Genomic DNA, 21,501 nt, shown 5'->3' on the forward strand with positions numbered 1-21,501 from the left:
GAAGAATCTCCCAATAAGAGATTCTTCCTTTTTTTAAAAAATATAGTTGTTAAACTATTTAATAAATAATGCGTCTAACAGCAATAAATTTAAAATTAGACTCTTATTCTAAATAACAAATTATGAAAAAAAATATTTTCCTTTTATTACTTTTCACCTCTTTCATTTCATTTGCTCAAAACATTCGATTTGAAGGTGTCGTAACCGAAAATGGTAATGCACCACTTGAAATGGCGAATATAATGGCGCTTAACACCGCCACTAAAGCAATGGATGCTTATGCAATTACAAATAATAAAGGGAAATTTGTATTAAACTTGAAGAAAAACACTTCCTATGTGATTAAACTTACCTTCATAGGAATGCAAAATAAAGAGATCAATATTACCACTAATGAGGAAAATATTATTCAAAATATTTCAATGAATTCGGGAGGTATTGAACTTAACGATGTTGAAATTGTAAGAGAAATGCCAGTTTCAATCAAAGGAGATACTATTGTTTATAACGCGGATTCATTTAAATCAGGAACGGAAAGAAAACTAGAAGATGTATTAAAAAAACTTCCTGGAGTAGAAGTAAATGCCGATGGCGAGGTTGAAGTTGAAGGAAAGAAAGTTACCAAATTAATGGTAGAAGGGAAAGATTTTTTTGATGGCGATACCAAACTTGGCGTAAAAAATATTCCCTCTGATGCTATTGATAAAATTCAAGTATTGCGAAATTATAATGAAAATTCCATCTTGAAAGGAGTTGAAAACAACCAAGATAATGTTGCAATGAACATTAAATTAAAGTCTGGCAAAAAGAACTTTTGGTTTGGTGACATTAATGCTGGTGGCGGTTTTGACGATACTAATAAATTTGATCGCTATTTAATTAATCCAAAATTATTTTATTACAATCCAAAATATAGTATAAACATTATTAGTAATTTTAATAACATTGGTGAATTGCCTTTAACTACTCAGGATTATTTCAAAATGACTGGAGGATTTAGGGGAATGATGAGAAAAGGAGGAAGTTCTTTTAATGTAGCATCTAATGACTTAGGGATTGGTGCCTTAAGAAATAATAGAGCCAAAGAAATTGAAACGAAATTTGGGGCAACCAACTTTGCATACAATCCTTCTGCATCATGGAATATTAGTGGATTTGGAATACTTTCAGCATCAACAACTGATTTAGAAACTATATCACAAACGAACATATTAAAACCTAATTCATCTCAAATTGCTTCAACAGAAAAACGAAATGAAATAGCACACCAAAAAAGTAATTTAGGATTATTTAAATTAAGCACCATTTATAAACCTAATACCAATTTTCAATTGGATTATGACATATTAACGAAAATTTCTAAACAAGACGAAGAAAATGAATTAACAAGAGAATCAATAGTATTAAATAATTCATTAAGCGAGGAAATTTTTACAAATAAAACCCAAAACCCTACTTCAATTAATCAAAATTTGAGTCTTTATTATACTCAAAATGAAAAGAATATTTTTGCTTTTGAAATGCAACATTTATTTCAAGAGGAAGATCCATTTTATAATGCTAATTTACTTACACAACCCTTTAATCTAGCTGGATATGTGTCTGGACAAAATAGAAATGACATCAATCAATATCGGTTTGTAAAAACGAATAAAACGGATGCGAAATTTGATTATTATTACTTAATTACTCCCAAAACCAACATCAATTTAACTATTGGAACTACCTATTCATATCAAAGTTTTGACTCATCCATATATCAAATTTTAGATAATGGAATCACAAATAATTTAACAAATAGTGAAAACACAAATGAAGTAAATTATCACTTCAATGATTCTTTTGTTGGATTGCATTATAAAATTCTTACCGGAAAATTTACCTTTACTCCAGGGGTAAGTCTTCATTCTTATAACATGACCAACAATCAATTAGGTTCAAGTTTTAATTTAAAGTTTTTTAGAATATTGCCTGATTTCTTAGCAATTTATCAAATCAAGAAAGCAGAATCTTTAACATATAACTATGCACTAACAAATAATTTTACTGATATAAATAAGTTAGCAGAAGGATATATTTTAAATGGCTATAACAGTTTGTCTAGAGGATTTAGAGGGCTTGAAAATGCAACTCAAACCACACATTCTTTACGCTATTTTAAATACAACATGTTTAATTTTGAAAATATCTCTGCGTTTGCGAGCTATTCGAAAACGGTTGACGCTGTAAAATCGAGTTCGTTATTTAATGGAGTAAACCAAACCTCTTCCCCATTTAATTCAAATTTTGCAGACGAAACTATTTCGGGATTTGGAAATTATGGTCGTTCATTTCTTAAAAACTATAAAGCTTCAGGAAACGCAAGTTTGAATTGGTCTAAGTTCAACAATATTCAAAATGGAATTTTCATATCTAACGAAAGTTTTACTCAAAATTACACGATAAAGGCTTCAACAAATTATAAGAATTTACCCAACATTGAGCTAGGTTATTCGTATACAATTAACGATTATAGCAACTCTAAATTTTTCACAGACAAGCCATTTGCAAGATTGGATTATTACTTTTTAGAAAGCTTTTCGTTTGTTTCTGAATATGAATTTTACCATTATTATAATGAAGAAAAAACAGTTGAAAACGAATATGACTTTCTATCTGCTAGCTTAATTTATCAGAAGAAAGACAGTAAGTTAGAATATAAAATAGCTGTAACAAACTTACTAAATACAACATCCTTAAACGACGATAGTTTTTCGCAATTTTCTACACGGACTTCACAATATTCCGTTCAACCGAGATATGTGATCTTTAGTTTAAAATATAATTTATAATCTAAATTAACCCAATAAAAAAAACAGTTGCATTGCAACTGTTTTTTTTGTTTAAACCAACCTTAAATATTCAATATTAACTATTTTCCGTCTTCTAATTTTTCTCCCTTTAGGTTCTCAATTCGGTCTGCCATTTTTTCTTTTCTAGCTTTTCTAATTTCAGTCCATTTTGAAAATTGCTCCGGAGTAAGGATTTTTTTCATACGCTCCTCAGCTTGCATTTTTTCTTCTTCAAATTTCATTTTACGCGCATTCATATCCTCAGAAGCCATTCTTTTCTTTTCTGCTTTTCTCGCTTGAATTTCAGCTTTTCTCGCTTCTCTCTGTTCGATTTCTTTTACCACAATTTCTTTTAACTCTTGCGCTTGTTTATCAGATAGATTTAATTCTTTAGTTAATTTCTTAACCTGAAGATTAACACGTTGCTCTGGAGTTAATTTATCATTATTTTCTCCCATTCTTTCCTGTGCAAAAGTTGATGTTCCAACTAATAACAATGCCACTACAAATAATTTTTTCATACTACTATTTTTTAATGTTATGCTTCTTTGACTTCAAAAAACTAAAATAGTTTAAGAGAACGTTTAAAATATGAAGCAAAAAAAAAGAGTTCGCAATTGCGACCTCTTTTTTTTATTTATATGAATATTTATTAATACTCAATCAATTTTGTATATAACTCTACATTAGATTTTAATTGAGTTAATTGCTCTTTAGTGAAACCTCCAAGTAATTTTTGTCCGTATCTAGCAAATATCACTTTTTTATCATCAATTGAAGCAGCTGCATTTACTGATTCCATTCTCATGCTTAAAAGTGTCATCATATCTTTCTTTAAGCTTTCGTTCATTGTAACGGTTTTAGTTAAAGCTTCATGATCTTTAGCAATACTCTCTGGAGTTATAACTTCAACTTTATATCCTTTAACTGCTGTAGGTGTTTGTGCATTTGCATTAAAACTAAATGCTAAAAATAAGGCTGCTATTGCAATGATTTTTTTCATAATTTTCTTTTGTTGATTATTTAAGATGCTAATTTAATATTTTTTTTTACAAATAGTATAAAAATCAAGAAATTATGATTTTAATTCCACTGTTTTAGATTCGCCCTCTACAACAACTTTAATCAATCCAAGTTTAGACAAACCTTTCATTGCAGCATCCCATTTCTTTCCGCTTAAAGCAGAACGCTCTTTTAATTGCGCCAAAGACTGGTTGTTTTCAGCTTTTAATAGGCTAATTATCATTTTCTCCTCTTCAGATAATTCTACTTGTTTTTTTTCTGGTCTCATTTGAGGAAAAAACAACACTTCTTGAATGGATGCATTATTGGTTAAGAACATTATTAATCGGTCCATTCCAATTCCTAATCCAGAAGTTGGCGGCATACCGTATTCTAAGGCTCTTAGAAAGTCGTTATCGATAAATTGAGTCGCTTCGTCATCTCCGCGCTCTGCAAGCTTTAATTGCGCCTCAAAACGCTCCCTTTGATCTATTGGATCATTTAATTCCGAATAGGCATTTGCAACTTCTTTACCACAAACCATTAATTCAAAGCGTTCTGTCAAGTCAGGATTGTCTCTGTGTTCTTTACATAACGGCGACATTTCTTTTGGATAATCAGTAATAAATGTTGGCTGAATGAAATTTCCTTCGCATTTTGCTCCGAATATTTCATCAATTAATTTCCCTTTCCCCATAGTTTCATCCACATCAATTCCTAAGCCTTTTGCAGCTTCAAAAAGTTGGGCTTCGCTTTTCCCAGAGATATCAAAACCAGTAAAGTTTTTAATAGCATCGGTCATAGTTACTCTAGCGAAAGGTGCTTTAAAGCTAACTTTATTTTCACCAAAAACAACATCGGTTGTTCCGTTCACTTCCATAGCGCAATGCTCTAATAAGTTTTCGGTAAATTCCATCATCCAATTGTAGTCTTTGTAGGCAACATAAATTTCCATTGCTGTAAATTCCGGATTGTGGGTACGATCCATACCTTCATTTCGGAAATTTTTAGAAAATTCAAATACCCCGTCAAATCCTCCTACAATTAATCGTTTTAAATACAATTCATTTGCAATTCGCATATACAATGGAATATCCAAACTATTATGATGGGTAATAAAAGGTCGAGCTGCTGCACCACCCGCAATAGATTGTAATACGGGAGTTTCAACCTCCATATAACCCGCTGCATTGAAATAATTACGCATAGCAGTAAAAAGCTTCGTTCTTTTAATAAAGACCTCTTTTACTTGCGGATTTACAACTAAATCAACATAACGCATTCTATATCTTAATTCAGCATCGTTAAAGGCATCGTGTACATTTCCTTCTTCATCGGTTTTTGGCATTGGTAATGGACGTAACGTTTTACTTAAAAAAGTAAATCCATCCACACGTACACATTTTGCACCAACTTGGGTTGTAAACAATTCACCTTCAACCCCTATAAAATCTCCTAAGTCGGTTAATTTTTTAAATACTTGATTGTAAGTAGTTTTATCTTCACCTGGGCAAATCACATCTCTGTTAAGGTACAATTGCATTCTACCTTCACTATCCTGCAATTCAGCAAAACAAGCTTTTCCTTGATCACGCACACTCATCAATCGTCCAGAAAGCACAACCTTCTTACCCTCCTCAAAGCTTTCCTTTACTTGCTTAGAAGTATGCGTTACTGGAAATAAATTGGCTGGATAAGGATTGATTCCTAGAGCACGCAATGCATCTAGTTTTTCTCTTCTAATGATTTCTTGTTCTGAAAGTTGCATAGGATATTTTTTAAGCGTTCAAAGATAATAAAAGATTGGGTATTGTAGAATTATGAATTAATATTTTATTGGATAGATTTAATATAGATGGTACAAAAAAAATGCCTCACAAAGTGAGGCATTTAAAAGTATATTGGTATTGAAGATTACTTCATTGACTCAACTTTAGCTTTCACCTCATCAATAGATCCTTCGAAAACTTGAGTGGTAGCTTTACCTTTTTCGGTAGTAATTACAGTAGCTTTAGCACTTCCTTTTTCATTTACTAAAATTACTTTAACCTTTTTATCTTCTGTTTTTGCACAACAAGAAGACTCACCTTCTTTTTCATCACACTCTTTTGCAGCAACGAATTTACCGTTTGCATCATAGTGAGATAAACACATTTCTTTTTCTTCTGGTGAACATTTAAGACTATCACACATTGCTGCACATTCGTCTTTAGTCATAGTAGCACATTTGCTCATATCACATTTACCGATCATATTTTCTTCAGAACATGAAGAATTCATTTCGATAACGCATTTCATTTCTTTTCCTTCAGATGAAGAACCATTTCCTAAAATAGGAGCGATTACTAATCCAATTAAACAAGTTAATTTGATTAAGATGTTCATAGATGGGCCTGAAGTATCTTTAAATGGATCTCCAACTGTATCTCCAGTTACTGCCGCTTTGTGCGCATCAGAACCTTTGTAAGTCATTTCTCCATTAATTTCAACACCAGCTTCGAATGATTTTTTAGCATTATCCCAAGCACCGCCAGCATTATTTTGGAACACAGCCCAAAGCACACCTGAAACAGTAACTCCAGCCATATAACCACCTAACATTTCAGCGATTAATTGGTTGTTATCTCCGTAAACTAATTTACCTAATAATACGATTGCAATTGGGAAACCAATTGTCATAACTCCTGGCAACATCATTTCACGTAATGCAGCTTTAGTAGAAATTTCAACACATTTACCATATTCTGGTTTGCCAGTTCCTTCCATAATTCCTGGAATTTCTTTAAACTGACGACGCACTTCATAAACCATATCCATGGCAGCTTTACCAACAGAGTTCATTGCTAATGCTGAGAAAACTACTGGAATCATACCTCCAACAAATAACATTGCTAATACTGGAGCTTTGAAGATATTAATACCATCAATTCCTGTAAAAGTTACATAAGCAGCAAATAATGCTAATGAAGTTAATGCAGCAGAAGCGATAGCGAAACCTTTTCCTGTTGCAGCAGTTGTGTTACCAACTGAATCCAAGATGTCTGTACGAGTACGAACTTCTTTCGGTAATTCACTCATTTCAGCTATACCTCCAGCGTTATCAGAAATTGGTCCGAAAGCGTCAATTGCTAATTGCATAGCAGTTGTAGCCATCATAGCAGAAGCAGCTAAAGCCACTCCGTAGAAACCAGCTAATGCATAGGATGCCCATATAGCACCTGCAAATAATAATACTGTCGGAAATGTAGAAATCATACCAGTAGCTAAACCAGCGATTACATTTGTTCCTGCACCTGTTGAAGATTTTTGTACAATTGCCAAAACTGGTTTTGTACCTAAACCTGTATAATATTCAGTTACTGATGAAATAGCTCCACCAACTACTAATCCGATTAATGTAGCATAGAAAACACGCATTGAAGAAATCTTTTGTGCTCCTTCTCCGAAGAATTCCATTGTCATTACTTCTGGTAACATTAAGTCTACTAAGAAATAACAAGAAACAGCTGTTAAAACAATAGATACCCAGTTACCAATATTTAATGCTTTTTGAACTTGAGCTTCTTTTGCATCATCACTGTTAATTTTCACTAACATGGTTCCGATGATTGAGAATAAAATTCCGAAACCTGCGATAGCCATTGGTAATAAAATTGGTCCGATTCCACCAAAAGCGTCTTCGATTTTACCACCCATATCTTTAATTACGTAGTTACCTAATACCATTGCAGCAAGAACTGTTGCAACATAAGAACCAAATAAATCGGCACCCATACCAGCAACGTCACCTACGTTATCTCCAACGTTATCTGCAATTGTAGCAGGGTTACGTGGATCATCCTCAGGTATACCTGCTTCAACTTTACCTACTAAGTCAGCACCTACATCGGCAGCTTTAGTATAAATACCTCCACCAACACGAGCAAATAAAGCAATCGATTCTGCTCCAAGAGAGAATCCTGCAAGTGTCTCAAGAACTTTGGTCATGTCTTCACCATTAGTCCATGTTCCACCCATAAATATGGTATAGAAAACAATAAAAAATCCAGTTAATCCCAATACTGCTAAACCAGCAACACCAAGACCCATTACAGTACCACCACCAAAAGAAACTTTTAATGCTTGAGGTAAACTTGTACGAGCTGCTTGCGTAGTTCTAACATTAGTTTTGGTTGCAATTTTCATTCCCATGTTTCCAGCAAGTGCTGAGAAAAATGCTCCGAAAACGAATGCTACAACAATTAATATATCTGTTTTAACTCCAGGAATAAAAGTAATTCCAGCTAAAACAATACTTGCTACAACAACAAAAATTGCTAATAATTTGTACTCTGCTTTAAGAAAAGCTAAGGCACCTTCGTAGATGTAATCTGAAATTTCTTTCATTTTTCCATCCCCAGCATCTTGTTTTAAAACCCAAGATTTTTTGATTGCCATAAAAGCTAATCCAATCAGTGCCATTACAATAGGCACATAAATCATCAATGATTCCATAAATTTAAAATATTTGTTATAAATTTTATCGGGTGCAAAAATAACAATTTTTTAGGAACTAATGCAAATTGTCTAATTTTACTATTAAAAAAAGCTAATTTTTATAGTTTTAGAAGTAAAAACCAATTTGAGCCTTAATTGTAAAATTGTTAGACTCTGGAATATCTCGGTAATTTCCTCTAAAGCTAGCGTCTAATCTTAAAACTTTAAAAATATTTCCAATACCTGCACTATATTCCCAATAAGGATTAGTTGGGGATCTATACAATAAATCAGAGGCATTAAGTAGATTGTTTTCATTTGAAATTTCACCATAAACAGATTTTACACCAATTATTTCCCTCCAATTTAAATCTCTCATAAACGGAATTCTAGAGAGTAGTCTTCCTTGAAAATTGTGCTCCCACTGAATCGTAGCATATCTGTCGGACACAAACTCATAAAAATTTAGATTATTAAACGTATTTTTAATCATGAATAAGGTTTGATTTCCTGGTATGATACTCATCAATCCTAATGGAATTTTTCCAAAAGTCTGACCTAATTCAAGTGTTAAATTGGTTCTTCCTAATGGACCAATTAAAATATGTTGTTTATAAAACAATTGTACTTTACTGTAATCAAAATCACTGTTAAATAGCCCTTTAATTCCTTGGCTGAAATTAAAAAATACCCTACTATATGGGCTGTCAACAATGGATCGCTCCACTCCGTAGCCCGAAGTTTTTTTATTTGGCGTATATTCTATTTGAAATCCAATTTCTGATTGTGTGACCGAACTTTGAGTCGTAGTATAGGTGTCATCTGTAAAATAATCTAAACTAAACGAAGGCGATGCTGATTCTAATATTTTATGGGAAATACTAGATTCAAAAATTAAATTTTTTATTGGCTCAATTTCAATTGATAAATTAGAAAAATTAACATTGGTTAGTTTTCCATTAGCGCCAAAACTAAAGAGACTTGAAGATGCGAAACTTCTTCCTAAAACATCATTTGAACTCATCAAACTTGCTCCTATTTGTTCAACATCTCTTCGATTTCCGCCAGAAATAATTACCCTATTTTTAGGTTCTAACATCCATTTACCAGAAATGCCATATTTAATTTTATTGTCAGTAAATCCATAAGCAGTATAACCTTGAACGCGCCATTTATCATTATGTCCAAAATAGGTTCTACCTCCTACTCTTAAACGAAATCCTTCTACCTCATTATAACCTACAGTAGAAAGAATAGGGCCATAATCAAACCAATCGTAATTAATATAACCACTTCCTAAAATAGAAACTAGATTATACATACGCTTAAATTTAGGGACCTTTTTCAAGGTGTCAATCATTTTATAGACTCCAACCTCATCTTTATTTAATTTTTCAAATCGGTTTTTCTCCCAATAATCATTATCTTTTTTGAATACAGAATTATCTAAAAAATTAACTTCTTCTCTATAGAATTTATCCGGTTTAGGCTCGTTAAATTTATGATTCCGAGCTAAGGTAGTTCGCTTCCCGTATACCCCTTTTGACTCTTCTTTTTTACTAAATGAAAAATCCGACATTATATAATCACGAGTTAATAAAAATACCGAATCGTTTTGAACTTCAAATTCTTGTTCAATAAAAATATCTTTAATCCAGTTAATATTGGCACTTTTAGAAACTGCCATATTAATTGTTTTAATTGCAAATGTGGTATCGTTTACCCAAAAATCTCCTTTAAAGGTAAGCTCGTTTTTGCGTCGAGGGTAAAATTCAATATTATAACACCATTTATTATCAATGTAGGAACTGTCTCTTAACACATAATTATAAACATCTATACCCGTTGTAGAAAGCGGACTCGTGAAACTTTTGTCAAAAAAAGTTAAGTGATTATTATAGATATTGTAGTCATTATACAAATCCTTCATGAAATTATTTACTCCTTCTCCATTTCCTAATCCCGAATTTTTATTTGCTTTTAAAATGGATTTTTCTTTATTTATCTTATTATCTCCATAAACATCATATAAAGATTCATTAATAAATATTGGTAAATAAGTTTTTCCAGTAACTTTGGAAGTATCAAGCTTATTAAAGATAAATTCCATTCCTTTAAACACCTTGCTTTTCATAAAAGCACTATCAATAGTATTTAAATCAAATTCAATCTTTTCGTATTTTTCATACTGATATTGATCAAAAATTCGTAGACCATTTTTTCTTTTTCGAGCCCAAATTTTTCTGAGAATTACTAATGCTGGATTGTTCTTTTTGGATGTTTTGCCTTTGTAAATCACTACATCTTTCAAGACAATCTCCCCATCCATAACCACTTTCATATTGTAGTTTACGGTTTTTGAAAGGGTTACATCTTTTGTGGTATAACCAGCATAGGCAACTTTAAAAGCTGTGTAAGTATTTTTGGATTCTAAATAAAACTTTCCGTTTTCATCACTTAACGTTCCTTCATTTGAACTTTTAAAAACCAGACTCGCATAGGAAATTGGTTTGTTTTTTTTATCAACTACAATACCGCTTATTTTTGTTTGAGAAAATAATATAGTAGAAAAACAGAAAAATAAAAGGCAAGTAAATTTTTGAAACATGCTAAATAAAATAAAAAAAAGCTTCATCAAGATTTCTCTGATGAAGCTCCAAATATAATAGTTTAATATTATTTATACATTACTTTTTTTACTGCTTTTACAACATCGGATGCATTAGGCAACCATTCTTTTAAAAGTGTTGGAGAATAAGGCGCTGGAGTATCGGCAGTAGTTATTCTTTGAACTGGCGCATCTAAGTAATCAAATGCCTTGTCTTGAACCATGTATGTAATCTCTGAAGCAACACTTGCAAATGGCCAAGCCTCTTCAAGAACAACTAAACGATTTGTTTTCTTAACTGAATTAATAATCGCATCATAATCCATTGGACGAACCGTTCTTAAATCGATGATTTCACAAGAAATACCTTCTTTTTCTAATTCATCTGCAGCAATAAAAGCTTCTTTAATGATTTTACCAAATGAAACAATAGTTACATCGGTACCTGCTCTTTTTATATCGGCAACACCAAGCGGAATAATATATTCTCCTTCTGGAACTTCTCCTTTATCCCCATACATTTGTTCTGATTCCATAAAAATAACTGGATCGTTATCTCTAATAGCAGCTTTTAATAATCCTTTGGCATCATAAACGGTAGAAGGAACAACCACTTTTAACCCTGGAGTATTTGCAAACCAGTTTTCAAATGCTTGCGAGTGTGTTGCACCTAATTGACCTGCAGAAGCAGTAGGCCCTCGAAAAACCATCGGCATTGGAAATTGTCCAGCCGACATTTGACGCATTTTAGCTGCGTTATTGATAATTTGATCAATACCAACCAAGCAAAAGTTAAAAGTCATGTATTCCACAATTGGACGACATCCATTCATAGCAGATCCAACCGCAATTCCGGCAAAACCTAACTCAGCAATTGGAGTGTCAATAACACGTTTTGGTCCAAATTCATCCAACATACCTTTGGAAGCTTTGTAAGCACCATTGTATTCGGCAACTTCTTCTCCCATTAAATAAACAGATTCATCGCGACGCATTTCTTCACTCATCGCTTCAGCAATAGCTTCTCTAAATTGTATAGTTCTCATATATAGAAATTCTTAATGTCAATTTTGGATAGCAAAAGTAAAAATTTTAAATGATAAAAAAACATAATAAACTTAAATTATATCAATACAAATAAGTGCTTTATAAAATCTTTTATTCAAAGGATTGAATAGGTCGTCAGCGAAATCGATATAATAGGGATAATTTTATTTTTTTTATTATGCACGCATATTAAAAATAGAAATATATTTTATACTTTTACAGTCAGAAAAAAATAAAATTTATACCATGAAAATATTAGTTTGCATAAGTCATGTACCCGATACTACATCAAAAATCAACTTTGTAAATGGCGATTCTGAATTTGATACCAATGGCGTACAATATGTAATTAACCCAAATGATGAATTTGGTTTAACAAGAGCTATTTGGTTTCAAGAACAGCAAGGAGCAACAGTAACTGTTGTAAATGTTGGCGGAGCCGATACCGAACCAACATTAAGAAAAGCTTTAGCGATAGGTGCAAACGAAGCAATTCGTGTAAATGCAAATCCAACCGATGGTTTTTTTGTTGCCAAACAATTGGCAGAAGTGATCAAAGCTGGAGGTTATGATTTAGTAATTTGCGGTAAAGAATCGTTAGATTACAATGGCGGAATGGTTCCTGGAATGTTAGCAGGACTACTAAACTATAACTTTGTAAATTCATGTACCGAAATCACAATTGATGGAAATTCTGCCAAAACAGCTAGAGAAATTGACGGTGGTAAAGAAATTATTTCAGCTAGTCTACCTTTAATTATTGGAGGACAAAAAGGATTAGTTGAAGAGAAAGATTTGCGTATTCCAAATATGCGTGGAATTATGACCGCAAGAACTAAAGTACTTACAATTTTAGAGCCTGTTGGAGCTGACAATCAAACTAAAATCGTAAAATTTGAAAAACCTGCTGCTAAATCTGCAGTAAAATTATTCTCAGCAGACGATATAGACGGATTGGTAAACGCTTTGCACAACGAAGCAAAAGTTATTTAATTTCAAATTTATAATTCAACATTTAAAATAATATAAAATGTCAATATTAATATACGCAGAATCATCTGAAGGCAAAATCAAAAAAGTAGCTTTTGAATTAGCTTCTTACGCAAAAAAAGTGGCCGATTCAATAGGAACATCTGTTACAGCGGTAACCATAAATTGCGGTGATGCTTCAGAATTATCTAAATATGGTGTATCTAAAGTATTAAAAGTAACCAACGATAAATTAGCCAATTTTAATGCAAAAGCTTATGCTGATGTGCTTAAACAAGCTGCTCAAAAAGAAGGATCAAAAGTAGTGGTTCTTTCTTCTACAACAGATAGTTTGTATTTAGCTCCTTTAGTTTCTATTGGTTTAGAAGCGGGATTAGCGAGCAATGTAGTTGGCTTACCAATTTCTACAAGTCCGTTTCAAGTTAAAAGAACTGCTTTTTCAAATAAAGCATTCAACATTACCGAAATTGCAACCGATATTAAAGTCCTTGCAATAAGTAAAAATTCATTTGGATTGGTTGAAAATGCTGCTTCTTTATCTGAAGAAGATTTTGCGCCAAGCTTGAACGATGCTGATTTTTCTGTAAAAGTAGAATCGGTTGAAAAATCATCAGGAAAAGTTACCATCGCCGATGCCGATGTAGTAGTTTCTGGTGGACGCGGAATGAAAGGTCCAGAAAATTGGGGAATGCTTGAAGAATTAGCTTCGGTACTTGGTGCTGCAACCGCTTGTTCTAAACCAGTTTCTGACATTGGATGGCGCCCTCACAGTGAGCACGTTGGACAAACAGGAAAACCAGTGGCAACCAATTTATACATTGCAATCGGAATTTCAGGTGCGATTCAACACATTGCCGGAATCAACTCTTCTAAAGTAAAATTAGTAATCAATACCGATCCAGAAGCGCCTTTCTTTAAAGTTGCTGATTACGGAATTGTAGGCGACGCTTTTGATATTGTGCCTCGATTAACTCAAAAACTAAAAGAATTTAAGGCTCAAAATAGCTAAAATCCTTTTATATAAATAATTAATAAGCTATCCGAATAAAATTTCAGATAGCTTATTTTTTTGTTTTTTGAAGCGAAACTTTTTTGTTACTTTGCAAAGCCTTTTCCTGCTTTACGCAGTATCTTTATTGTTTTAAGAAAAACAACAAAGGATACTTGCTTCAATCAGGGCTAAGCGACAAACTTTGTTGTAAATAATTCATCTTTTACAAGAATGCTTTGTAACCAAATTAAGAGTCGGGGATGAGATTGCTTCGTACCTCGCAATGACAAAATTATGAGTTTAGTAAAACTAACAATTAAAGGGATTTCTTACAGCCAAACGCAAAATGGTGCCTATGCATTAATCTTGAATGAGGTTGATGGCGAACGAAAATTACCTATTGTAATTGGTGCTTTCGAGGCACAATCAATTGCCATTGCTTTAGAAAATGAAATTAAGCCCCCTCGCCCACTCACTCATGATTTATTTAAAAGTTTTGCTGATCGTTTTGACATCGTAATCAAACAAGTAATTATTCACAAACTGGTTGATGGTGTTTTCTTTTCGAGCATAATTTGTGAACGAGATAAAATTGAAGAAATTATTGATGCCCGAACTTCCGACGCTATTGCTTTAGCACTGCGTTTTCAAGCACCAATTTTTACTTATGAAAATATTTTAGAAAAAGCAGGGTTTTATAACACTGCAGACACTGAAGGAAATACCACCATGGAAGATGGCGCATTGACTGAGCCAGAAACCTTTGGAAATGAAGAGGAAAATCACTCGCCATATAAAAAATTAAGTATGATTGAATTGCACGATCAATTAGAGGTCGCAGTTCAAGAAGAAGATTATGAAAAAGCGGCTAGAATTCGAGACGAAATATCAAAAAGAGAGGATTTGTAAGGTGCTAGGTTCAGGGTTCAAGGTTTAGGGTTAAGAAAAAAATGAATATGCGGAATTTTAAAGAACTAGAAGTATGGAAAGAGTCAAGAATTCTTGCAAAAGACATTTATAAACTAACTGGTGATTTACCTGAAGATGAAAAATATGGATTGGTATCTCAAATTAGAAGATGTGTTATATCAATCCCATCAAATATAGCTGAAGGATCTGCTAAAGATTCACAAAAAGACTTTTTAAGATATTTACAAATTAGTCTTGGATCTAGTTTTGAATTAGAAACACAATTATTACTTTGCAATGATTTAAATTTATTAAAAATTGAAAAAACAAAAATTCATTTAGAAGCAATTGAACTCTTACAAAAGAGAATTTCATCTTTAATAAAATATGTAAAAACCCAAATATAAAACCAGGACAAAACACCCAGGACCCAACACCCAAAACCCTATACCTAAATTAAATACCTAATATGAAACAATACCACGACTTAGTAAAGCATGTTTTAGAAAACGGAACCCAAAAAGGCGATCGCACCGGTACCGGAACCAAAAGTGTATTTGGTTATCAGATGCGTTTTGATTTAAGTGAAGGTTTTCCAATGGTAACTACTAAAAAACTGCACTTGAAGTCAATAATTTATGAATTGTTGTGGTTTTTAAAAGGGGATACCAATATAAAGTATTTACAAGAAAACGGAGTAAAAATTTGGGATGAATGGGCTAATGAAAATGGTGATTTAGGTCCGGTTTATGGACACCAATGGCGCAATTGGAACAGCGAGGAAATCGATCAAATTACTGAGCTAATCGAAACCTTAAAAACCAACCCAAACAGCCGACGAATGCTAGTTTCTGCATGGAATCCTTCGGTTTTACCTGATACAACCAAATCATTTGCAGAAAATATTGCTAACGGAAAAGTGGCATTACCTCCTTGCCATGCTTTCTTCCAGTTTTATGTTTCAGAAGGAAAATTATCTTGTCAATTGTACCAACGAAGTGCCGATATTTTCTTGGGAGTTCCATTTAATATAGCTTCCTATGCCCTACTTACTATGATGATTGCGCAAGTTTGTAACTTAGAAGCAGGCGATTTCATTCACACTTTTGGGGATGCACACATCTATAACAACCACATTGAGCAACTTGAATTGCAACTTTCTAGAGATTGTAGAGCGTTACCTAAAATGATAATTAATCCGAAAATAAAAAATATTTTAGATTTCGATTTTGATGATTTTGCCCTTGAAGGTTATGATCCACATCCTCATATTAAAGGAGCTGTAGCAGTTTAATTTATAAAAATATGATTACACTTATAGCTGCGGCAGCCGAAAATAATGCATTAGGAAAAGACAATGACTTGCTTTGGCATTTGCCTGAAGATTTTAAACGGTTCAAGCAAATTACCTCTGGACATTACATTATAATGGGGAGAAAAACTTTTGAGAGTTTTCCAAAACCATTACCCAATCGTACCCATATTATCATAACCCGACAGGAAGAATATCTTGTTGAAGGATGCCTTGTTGTACATTCTTTAGAAGAAGCTTTGGAGATTTCCCCTCAAAACGAAGAAGTTTTCATCATTGGTGGAGCCCAAATTTATGAGCAAGCACTTCCATTTGCAGATAAAATCGACCTTACTCGCGTTCATATTGAATTGGATGCCGATGCATTTTTTCCAGAATTTAATACCTCCGAATGGAATTTAGTTTTCTCTGAAAAGCATTTCAAAGACGAAAAACACCAATACGATTTCACCTTTGAGACTTATATAAAAAAATAAGCAGTTCCATTTATTATTTGTATTTTTGCGCGATTAAATAGCACTTTTTATAATGTCAAAAAATGTCACTCCGTATAAAGATTCTTCTTTAGGAAAAAAAGAACAGGTTACCCAAATGTTTGATACTATTTCTGGGAATTACGATGGATTAAACCGTGTGATTTCTTTTGGAATTGATGTGAAATGGCGTAAAAAAGTTTTGCAATTAGTAGCTGGAAAAAATCCAGAAACTATTTTAGACATTGCTACAGGAACTGGTGACTTGGCTATATTAATGGCTAAAACAAATGCAAAAAACATTATTGGATTAGACATTTCTTCGGGAATGCTTGAAGTTGGGAAGAAAAAAATTGCAGAAAAAAAATTAGATTCAGTAATTGAAATGGTTTTGGGTGATAGTGAAAATATGCCCTTTCCTGACAACCATTTTGACGCTATCACTGTTTCTTTTGGAATCCGAAATTTTGAAACATTAGAAAAAGGACTACAAGAAATTTTAAGAGTCCTTAAACCAAACGGAATATTTGTTATTTTAGAAACTTCGGTACCGGTTAAAACTCCTTTTAAACAAGGGTATCGTTTTTACACAAAATTCATATTGCCGGTAATCGGCAAGCTATTTTCTAAAGACAATGTAGCCTATGGCTATTTATCTGAATCGGCATCAGTTTTTCCATTTGGAGAACAATTAAACAATATTTTACGAAAAATTGGGTTTATAGATGTGGTGGCTATGCCACAAACTTTTGGTGTAGCAACAATTTACACTGCAACCAAAAAATAATTCTCCATTCAAAAAAGACTGGAATTACAGTATTATGAAGAAACTATTTTATTCTCTTTTTCTATTAATTTGTTTGCAAATCAATGCGCAAACAAAAGGTATCTTTTCTAGTGATCCAATAGTTAATTTAGAGAACTTCGATAAACAACGCGTTTACTTTGGCTACTTTCTTGGTTTTAACTCTTATGATTTTAAAATTGATTACATAAATACCCCCGGAGCAGATATTATTGTTAATGCAACTTCAGGATTTAACGTAGGCATTGTTGGAGATTTAAGATTATTTGAATATGTAAATCTTAGATTTGAACCCGGATTATACTATGCACAGAGAAGCCTTAACTACACTGGATTTACCCGAAAAATTGATTCTGAAAGAGAAATACGCTCAACATATATTGATTTTCCTTTATTATTAAAATTTTCTTCTAAACGAACAGGAAATATTAGACCTTTTCTAGTTGGCGGAGTTTCATCTACCTTAAATTTAGCTAGTAATGCAAAATCTACCGATGACAATTACCAACAACGATTTAGATTAAGAACTTGGACACAAAACTACCAACTTGGGTTTGGGATCGATTTATTTTTAGAATACTTTAAATTTTCACCTTCTATTAGAGGTGTTTTTGGATTGAATGATGAATTAATTCGCGACAACAACCCAGATAGTCCATGGACTGGAAATATTGAATCAATGAAAACTAGAGGTATTTTTGTGAATTTCACTTTCCACTAGGAAGCACTTCTTTTAAATTCACTTAAAAATATTGCAGTTGCAGTAGCAACATTCAAACTTTCTGTTTTTTGTAAATTACCAAACCTTGGTATTGCCAACCTTGAAGTAACTAACTTTTCTATTGAGCCTGAAATGCCATTTGCCTCATTTCCTAAAATTAAAATCCCCTCACTTGGAAGCGTTGTTTGGTAGATATTTTCACCATCCATAAATGTTCCAAAAACAGGAAGATTTGACTTTTGAATTTCTTTTTCAAGATCCAAATAGTGCACTTTTACCCTTGCAAGCGAACCCATAGTTGCTTGCACCACTTTTGGATTATATAAATCTACCGTTTGCTCATTACACCACAATTGCTCTACACCAAACCAATCGCATAATCGAATAATCGTACCTAAGTTTCCAGGATCTCTAACAGCATCTAAGGCAACTATTAATCCGCTTGCTATAGGTTTTTCCGTTTCCGGAATTGCAAATAAAGCCAAACAATTATTTGGAGTTGACAGGCAAGATATTTTCTTTAATTCTGATTCAGTAATTAACGTTTTAGATTCGTTGTTTAGGGATTCAAAAATAGATTCGGTAACATATAAATGCTCTAAAACAAAATTAGAATCCAGTAATTCCTGAATTACTTTCACCCCTTCTGCAATAAATAATTTATGAAGTTGTCTAAATTTTTTTTGTTGCAAACTAGTAATTAGCTTAATTTGGTTTTTACTAACCATAAAAAAATGTACTTTTGGATTAAATTTTGCATCTCTTGAAAAAACACCTTACAAAAATATCATTTATTATTTTAATTCTACTCTTATTTGTTGCTTGTAACACAACAAAACGAGTAACCGAGGGAAAACGCTTGTTGATGAAAAACGAGATTTCTGTTGACGGCAAAGAAATTAAAGATGAAAATGTGTTTTTTCAATTGTATCAAAAACCCAACAGTTCCATTTTAGGCTACCGATTACGATTGAATTTATTTAATCTATCAAAATTAAATGCCGATTCAACCTATGCTAATTGGCTAAATAAAAAACCAAATCGAAAAGCCAATTTATCAAAACTTCTTTCTCAAAAACAAGTTGACCGACTTGGTAAATCATTTATTGTTTCTGGATGGAGTAATTTTTTAATAAAAACTGGTGAAGCACCTGTAATTTATGATGCAGATTATTCAAAAAAATCTCTAAAAAGATTAGAGGCTTATTATTACAACAAAGGATTTTTTGATGTAAAAGCAAATTTTACGAGCGATACTACTCAAAAGAAAAAAACCAATATTAAATATCAAATCGCACTTAAAAAACCGTATTTAATAGATAGCGTATCCACGCAAATAGAAACTCCAGCACTAGATTCTTTATACAAAACCAAAGTTACAAATTCATTAATTCAAAGAAACAAGCAATATGCAACTGTAAATTTAGAAGAAGAAAGAAATCGACTTACAACTGAATTTAGGAACAATGGGGCTTATTTATTTCAGCAGAATTACATTTCCTATGCTTTGGACACCATTAACACCAGTAAAAAGGTTAATGTAAAATTAATTGTAAAAGATTATTCCTACAGAGAAAATGATTCTTCCAAAACCGCTCCTTTTGAACTATATAAGATAAGTAAAGTTGCTATATATACCGATAGAGCAACCAATAAAATAGAAAAGCCAATTAAAGATAGTTTACAGTATAATGATTTCATGCTTTACAGTGAAAACAAGCTTAAATACCGTCCAAAATCAATAACAAATGCGGTATTTATAACTAAAGGGAGTTTGTTTTCTGACATCAATACTCAACTTACTACAAAGTATTTAAGTAATCTAAGAGTATTTAATTACCCTACAATTGAATATAAAATTGACCCAAAAGACAGCAAAGCATTAATTGCAAACATATATTTAAAACCTAGAGATAAATTTAGTTTTGGTTATTCTGCCGATTTTATTCATTCTAACATTCAAGATTTTGGTATTTCAGGCAATACATCACTTGGAATTCGTAATGTTTTTAATGGCGCAGAAACTTTTCAAATAGGATTTAGAGGAAATGTTGGAGCTTCTAAAGACTTGGCAAATCCAAACAATAATTTCTTCAATATTTCTGAAATCGGGGTTGACGCAAAATTGAGTTTTCCTAGACTCTTTTTCCCATTTAATCTGGATAAGATCATTCAAAAAAGTATGATTCCTTCAACGGTAATTAGCGTGGGTTATGCCAAACAAACAAATATTGGATTGGATAAACAAAATTTCACTAGTTCGTTTTCATACAATTGGACACCAAAACCAAATTCATCTATTAGACTTGATTTATTTAATATTCAATATGTAAATAATTTAAATACAAGCAATTATTTCAATATATATCAATCTTCTTATAGAGCTTTAAACGCAATTGCAAATAATTACGCTTCTGTAAATCCAAATTATTTTTCAACTGATACCAATCAATTAATAATTGAAAGTGGAACTTCAGGTTTTACAGCAGATGCATTAGCAAATCCTAGTATAATTTCATTAACTGAAGATGACTTAAAATCTATTCGAAGCATTGAAGAGCGTCGAAAAAGATTAACAGAAAATAATTTAATTTTTGCAACAAGCATTAGCTATTCTCAAACAACTAGAAAAGATCTTTACGATAATTCATTTCATGCCTTTAAAACCAAATTTGAATCGGCAGGAAATTTTCTTTCTTTACTAGCAAGAATTTCAAAGCAACTGAACAATCAAGGGGAAGTAAGTACCTTTTTTGAGGTGGAATATTCACAATATTTAAAAGGAGAAGTAGAATATATTAAACATTGGCCATTACCTGGCAAAAAAGTTTTTGCAATTAGAAGCTTTGCCGGATTGGCAATTCCTTATGGAAACTCCAATAGTATACCGTTTTCTCGAAGTTATTTTTCGGGAGGATCAAATGACATTAGAGCATGGCAACCATATAGCTTAGGACCTGGAAAAAGTGGTGGATTGAATGATTTTAATGAAGCAAATTTAAAACTTACTTTGAGTGCAGAACTTCGCTATAACATTTTTGGAAAATTTAACGGAGCTTTATTTGCCGATGCTGGAAATATTTGGAATGTTTTTGACAATGTTGAGGATGACACCTATACCTTCAACGGAATAAGTTCGCTAAATTCCATTGCATTAGGAACAGGAGTTGGTCTTCGATATGATCAAGGGCTATTTGTTGTGCGTTTCGATGTAGGATTTAAAACCTACAATCCTGCAAATTCAGAAAATGAAAAATGGTTTAAAGAAATTAATTTAGCCAAATCAGTATTAAATATTGGTATAAATTATCCGTTCTAATTTTAGAAATTATTACT

Annotated in this window: 17 protein-coding genes; 10 read left to right on the forward strand and 7 right to left on the reverse strand. The window is 32.4% G+C overall.

Going from position 1 to position 21,501, the window contains the following annotated elements; all coding sequences use genetic code 11:
* Positions 1 to 122: 122 nt before the first annotated feature.
* A complete protein-coding gene (locus ABWO08_RS04600) occupies positions 123 to 2,831 on the forward strand; it encodes a carboxypeptidase-like regulatory domain-containing protein (RefSeq protein WP_353083882.1) in 2,709 nt (902 codons plus the stop codon).
* A gap of 80 nt (positions 2,832 to 2,911) precedes the next feature.
* Here ABWO08_RS04600 and ABWO08_RS04605 read toward each other — a convergent pair whose 3' ends face one another.
* The 6 genes from ABWO08_RS04605 to ABWO08_RS04630 all read right to left on the reverse strand — a co-directional run bounded on the left by ABWO08_RS04605 (position 2,912) and on the right by ABWO08_RS04630 (position 11,963).
* Entirely contained in the window at positions 2,912 to 3,352 is a 441-nt protein-coding gene (locus tag ABWO08_RS04605; RefSeq protein WP_353083883.1) for a Spy/CpxP family protein refolding chaperone, read from the reverse strand.
* Between the two features lie 131 nt (positions 3,353 to 3,483).
* Positions 3,484 to 3,834, reverse strand: a complete 351-nt coding sequence (locus ABWO08_RS04610) for a hypothetical protein (RefSeq protein ID WP_353083884.1) — start codon at positions 3,832 to 3,834, stop codon at positions 3,484 to 3,486.
* A 72-nt stretch (positions 3,835 to 3,906) separates the two neighbouring features.
* A complete protein-coding gene (lysS, locus tag ABWO08_RS04615; protein WP_353083885.1) occupies positions 3,907 to 5,601 on the reverse strand; it encodes a lysine--tRNA ligase in 1,695 nt (564 codons plus the stop codon).
* Between the two features lie 146 nt (positions 5,602 to 5,747).
* Complete coding sequence (locus ABWO08_RS04620; protein ID WP_353083886.1) at positions 5,748 to 8,327, reverse strand: sodium-translocating pyrophosphatase; 2,580 nt, start codon at positions 8,325 to 8,327, stop codon at positions 5,748 to 5,750.
* A 109-nt stretch (positions 8,328 to 8,436) separates the two neighbouring features.
* Complete coding sequence (locus tag ABWO08_RS04625; protein WP_353083887.1) at positions 8,437 to 10,917, reverse strand: DUF5686 family protein; 2,481 nt, start codon at positions 10,915 to 10,917, stop codon at positions 8,437 to 8,439.
* A 68-nt stretch (positions 10,918 to 10,985) separates the two neighbouring features.
* Positions 10,986 to 11,963, reverse strand: a complete 978-nt coding sequence (locus tag ABWO08_RS04630; RefSeq protein ID WP_353083888.1) for a pyruvate dehydrogenase complex E1 component subunit beta — start codon at positions 11,961 to 11,963, stop codon at positions 10,986 to 10,988.
* A gap of 247 nt (positions 11,964 to 12,210) precedes the next feature.
* Between ABWO08_RS04630 and ABWO08_RS04635 the strand changes: the two genes are divergently transcribed.
* The 8 genes from ABWO08_RS04635 (at position 12,211) to porT (ending at position 18,165) form a co-directional block, all read left to right on the forward strand.
* The gene (locus tag ABWO08_RS04635; RefSeq protein ID WP_353083889.1) at positions 12,211 to 12,957 is read left to right on the forward strand and encodes an electron transfer flavoprotein subunit beta/FixA family protein; all 747 of its coding nucleotides are present in this window, start codon (positions 12,211 to 12,213) and stop codon (positions 12,955 to 12,957) included.
* 37 nt (positions 12,958 to 12,994) lie between these two features.
* On the forward strand, positions 12,995 to 13,963 hold the full coding sequence (locus tag ABWO08_RS04640) for an electron transfer flavoprotein subunit alpha/FixB family protein (protein ID WP_353083890.1): 969 nt from the start codon (positions 12,995 to 12,997) through the stop codon (positions 13,961 to 13,963).
* A 276-nt stretch (positions 13,964 to 14,239) separates the two neighbouring features.
* Positions 14,240 to 14,854, forward strand: a complete 615-nt coding sequence (locus tag ABWO08_RS04645) for a bifunctional nuclease family protein (RefSeq protein ID WP_353083891.1) — start codon at positions 14,240 to 14,242, stop codon at positions 14,852 to 14,854.
* A gap of 47 nt (positions 14,855 to 14,901) precedes the next feature.
* Positions 14,902 to 15,261: a four helix bundle protein gene (locus ABWO08_RS04650; protein WP_353083892.1), complete on the forward strand. Its 360-nt coding sequence runs from the start codon at positions 14,902 to 14,904 to the stop codon at positions 15,259 to 15,261.
* A 62-nt stretch (positions 15,262 to 15,323) separates the two neighbouring features.
* The gene (locus ABWO08_RS04655; protein ID WP_353083893.1) at positions 15,324 to 16,148 is read left to right on the forward strand and encodes a thymidylate synthase; all 825 of its coding nucleotides are present in this window, start codon (positions 15,324 to 15,326) and stop codon (positions 16,146 to 16,148) included.
* A gap of 11 nt (positions 16,149 to 16,159) precedes the next feature.
* Positions 16,160 to 16,642 (forward strand): dihydrofolate reductase, encoded by a 483-nt coding sequence (locus ABWO08_RS04660; RefSeq protein WP_353083894.1) that lies wholly within the window; start codon positions 16,160 to 16,162, stop codon positions 16,640 to 16,642.
* A 52-nt stretch (positions 16,643 to 16,694) separates the two neighbouring features.
* Positions 16,695 to 17,426, forward strand: coding sequence for a bifunctional demethylmenaquinone methyltransferase/2-methoxy-6-polyprenyl-1,4-benzoquinol methylase UbiE (gene ubiE, locus ABWO08_RS04665; protein WP_353083895.1), 732 nt, complete (start codon positions 16,695 to 16,697; stop codon positions 17,424 to 17,426).
* A 34-nt stretch (positions 17,427 to 17,460) separates the two neighbouring features.
* Positions 17,461 to 18,165: a type IX secretion/gliding motility protein PorT/SprT gene (gene porT, locus ABWO08_RS04670; RefSeq protein ID WP_353083896.1), complete on the forward strand. Its 705-nt coding sequence runs from the start codon at positions 17,461 to 17,463 to the stop codon at positions 18,163 to 18,165.
* On the opposite strand, the gene ABWO08_RS04675 is transcribed toward porT, so the two are convergent.
* Complete coding sequence (locus ABWO08_RS04675) at positions 18,162 to 18,893, reverse strand: TrmH family RNA methyltransferase (protein ID WP_353083897.1); 732 nt, start codon at positions 18,891 to 18,893, stop codon at positions 18,162 to 18,164. The two genes, porT and ABWO08_RS04675, sit on opposite strands and share 4 nt — an antisense overlap.
* Positions 18,894 to 18,928: 35 nt before the next feature.
* Here ABWO08_RS04675 and tamL point away from each other — a divergent pair, with 35 nt between their 5' ends.
* Positions 18,929 to 21,484, forward strand: coding sequence for a translocation and assembly module lipoprotein TamL (tamL, locus tag ABWO08_RS04680; protein ID WP_353083898.1), 2,556 nt, complete (start codon positions 18,929 to 18,931; stop codon positions 21,482 to 21,484).
* The last annotated feature ends 17 nt before the right edge of the window (positions 21,485 to 21,501 follow it).

Origin of the sequence: Flavobacterium sp. (assembly GCF_040383245.1) — a bacterium.
Lineage (GTDB): Bacteria > Bacteroidota > Bacteroidia > Flavobacteriales > Flavobacteriaceae > Flavobacterium.

Bases quoted from the DNA above. Each gene is read 5' to 3' on its own strand.
- ABWO08_RS04600 (WP_353083882.1), top strand. From the start codon at position 123: ATGAAAAAAAATATTTTCCTTTTATTACTTTTCACCTCTTTCATTTCA.
- ABWO08_RS04605 (WP_353083883.1), bottom strand. From the start codon at position 3,352: ATGAAAAAATTATTTGTAGTGGCATTGTTATTAGTTGGAACATCAACT.
- ABWO08_RS04610 (WP_353083884.1), bottom strand. From the start codon at position 3,834: ATGAAAAAAATCATTGCAATAGCAGCCTTATTTTTAGCATTTAGTTTT.
- lysS (WP_353083885.1), bottom strand. From the start codon at position 5,601: ATGCAACTTTCAGAACAAGAAATCATTAGAAGAGAAAAACTAGATGCA.
- ABWO08_RS04620 (WP_353083886.1), bottom strand. From the start codon at position 8,327: ATGGAATCATTGATGATTTATGTGCCTATTGTAATGGCACTGATTGGA.
- ABWO08_RS04625 (WP_353083887.1), bottom strand. From the start codon at position 10,917: ATGTTTCAAAAATTTACTTGCCTTTTATTTTTCTGTTTTTCTACTATA.
- ABWO08_RS04630 (WP_353083888.1), bottom strand. From the start codon at position 11,963: ATGAGAACTATACAATTTAGAGAAGCTATTGCTGAAGCGATGAGTGAA.
- ABWO08_RS04635 (WP_353083889.1), top strand. From the start codon at position 12,211: ATGAAAATATTAGTTTGCATAAGTCATGTACCCGATACTACATCAAAA.
- ABWO08_RS04640 (WP_353083890.1), top strand. From the start codon at position 12,995: ATGTCAATATTAATATACGCAGAATCATCTGAAGGCAAAATCAAAAAA.
- ABWO08_RS04645 (WP_353083891.1), top strand. From the start codon at position 14,240: ATGAGTTTAGTAAAACTAACAATTAAAGGGATTTCTTACAGCCAAACG.
- ABWO08_RS04650 (WP_353083892.1), top strand. From the start codon at position 14,902: ATGCGGAATTTTAAAGAACTAGAAGTATGGAAAGAGTCAAGAATTCTT.
- ABWO08_RS04655 (WP_353083893.1), top strand. From the start codon at position 15,324: ATGAAACAATACCACGACTTAGTAAAGCATGTTTTAGAAAACGGAACC.
- ABWO08_RS04660 (WP_353083894.1), top strand. From the start codon at position 16,160: ATGATTACACTTATAGCTGCGGCAGCCGAAAATAATGCATTAGGAAAA.
- ubiE (WP_353083895.1), top strand. From the start codon at position 16,695: ATGTCAAAAAATGTCACTCCGTATAAAGATTCTTCTTTAGGAAAAAAA.
- porT (WP_353083896.1), top strand. From the start codon at position 17,461: ATGAAGAAACTATTTTATTCTCTTTTTCTATTAATTTGTTTGCAAATC.
- ABWO08_RS04675 (WP_353083897.1), bottom strand. From the start codon at position 18,893: ATGGTTAGTAAAAACCAAATTAAGCTAATTACTAGTTTGCAACAAAAA.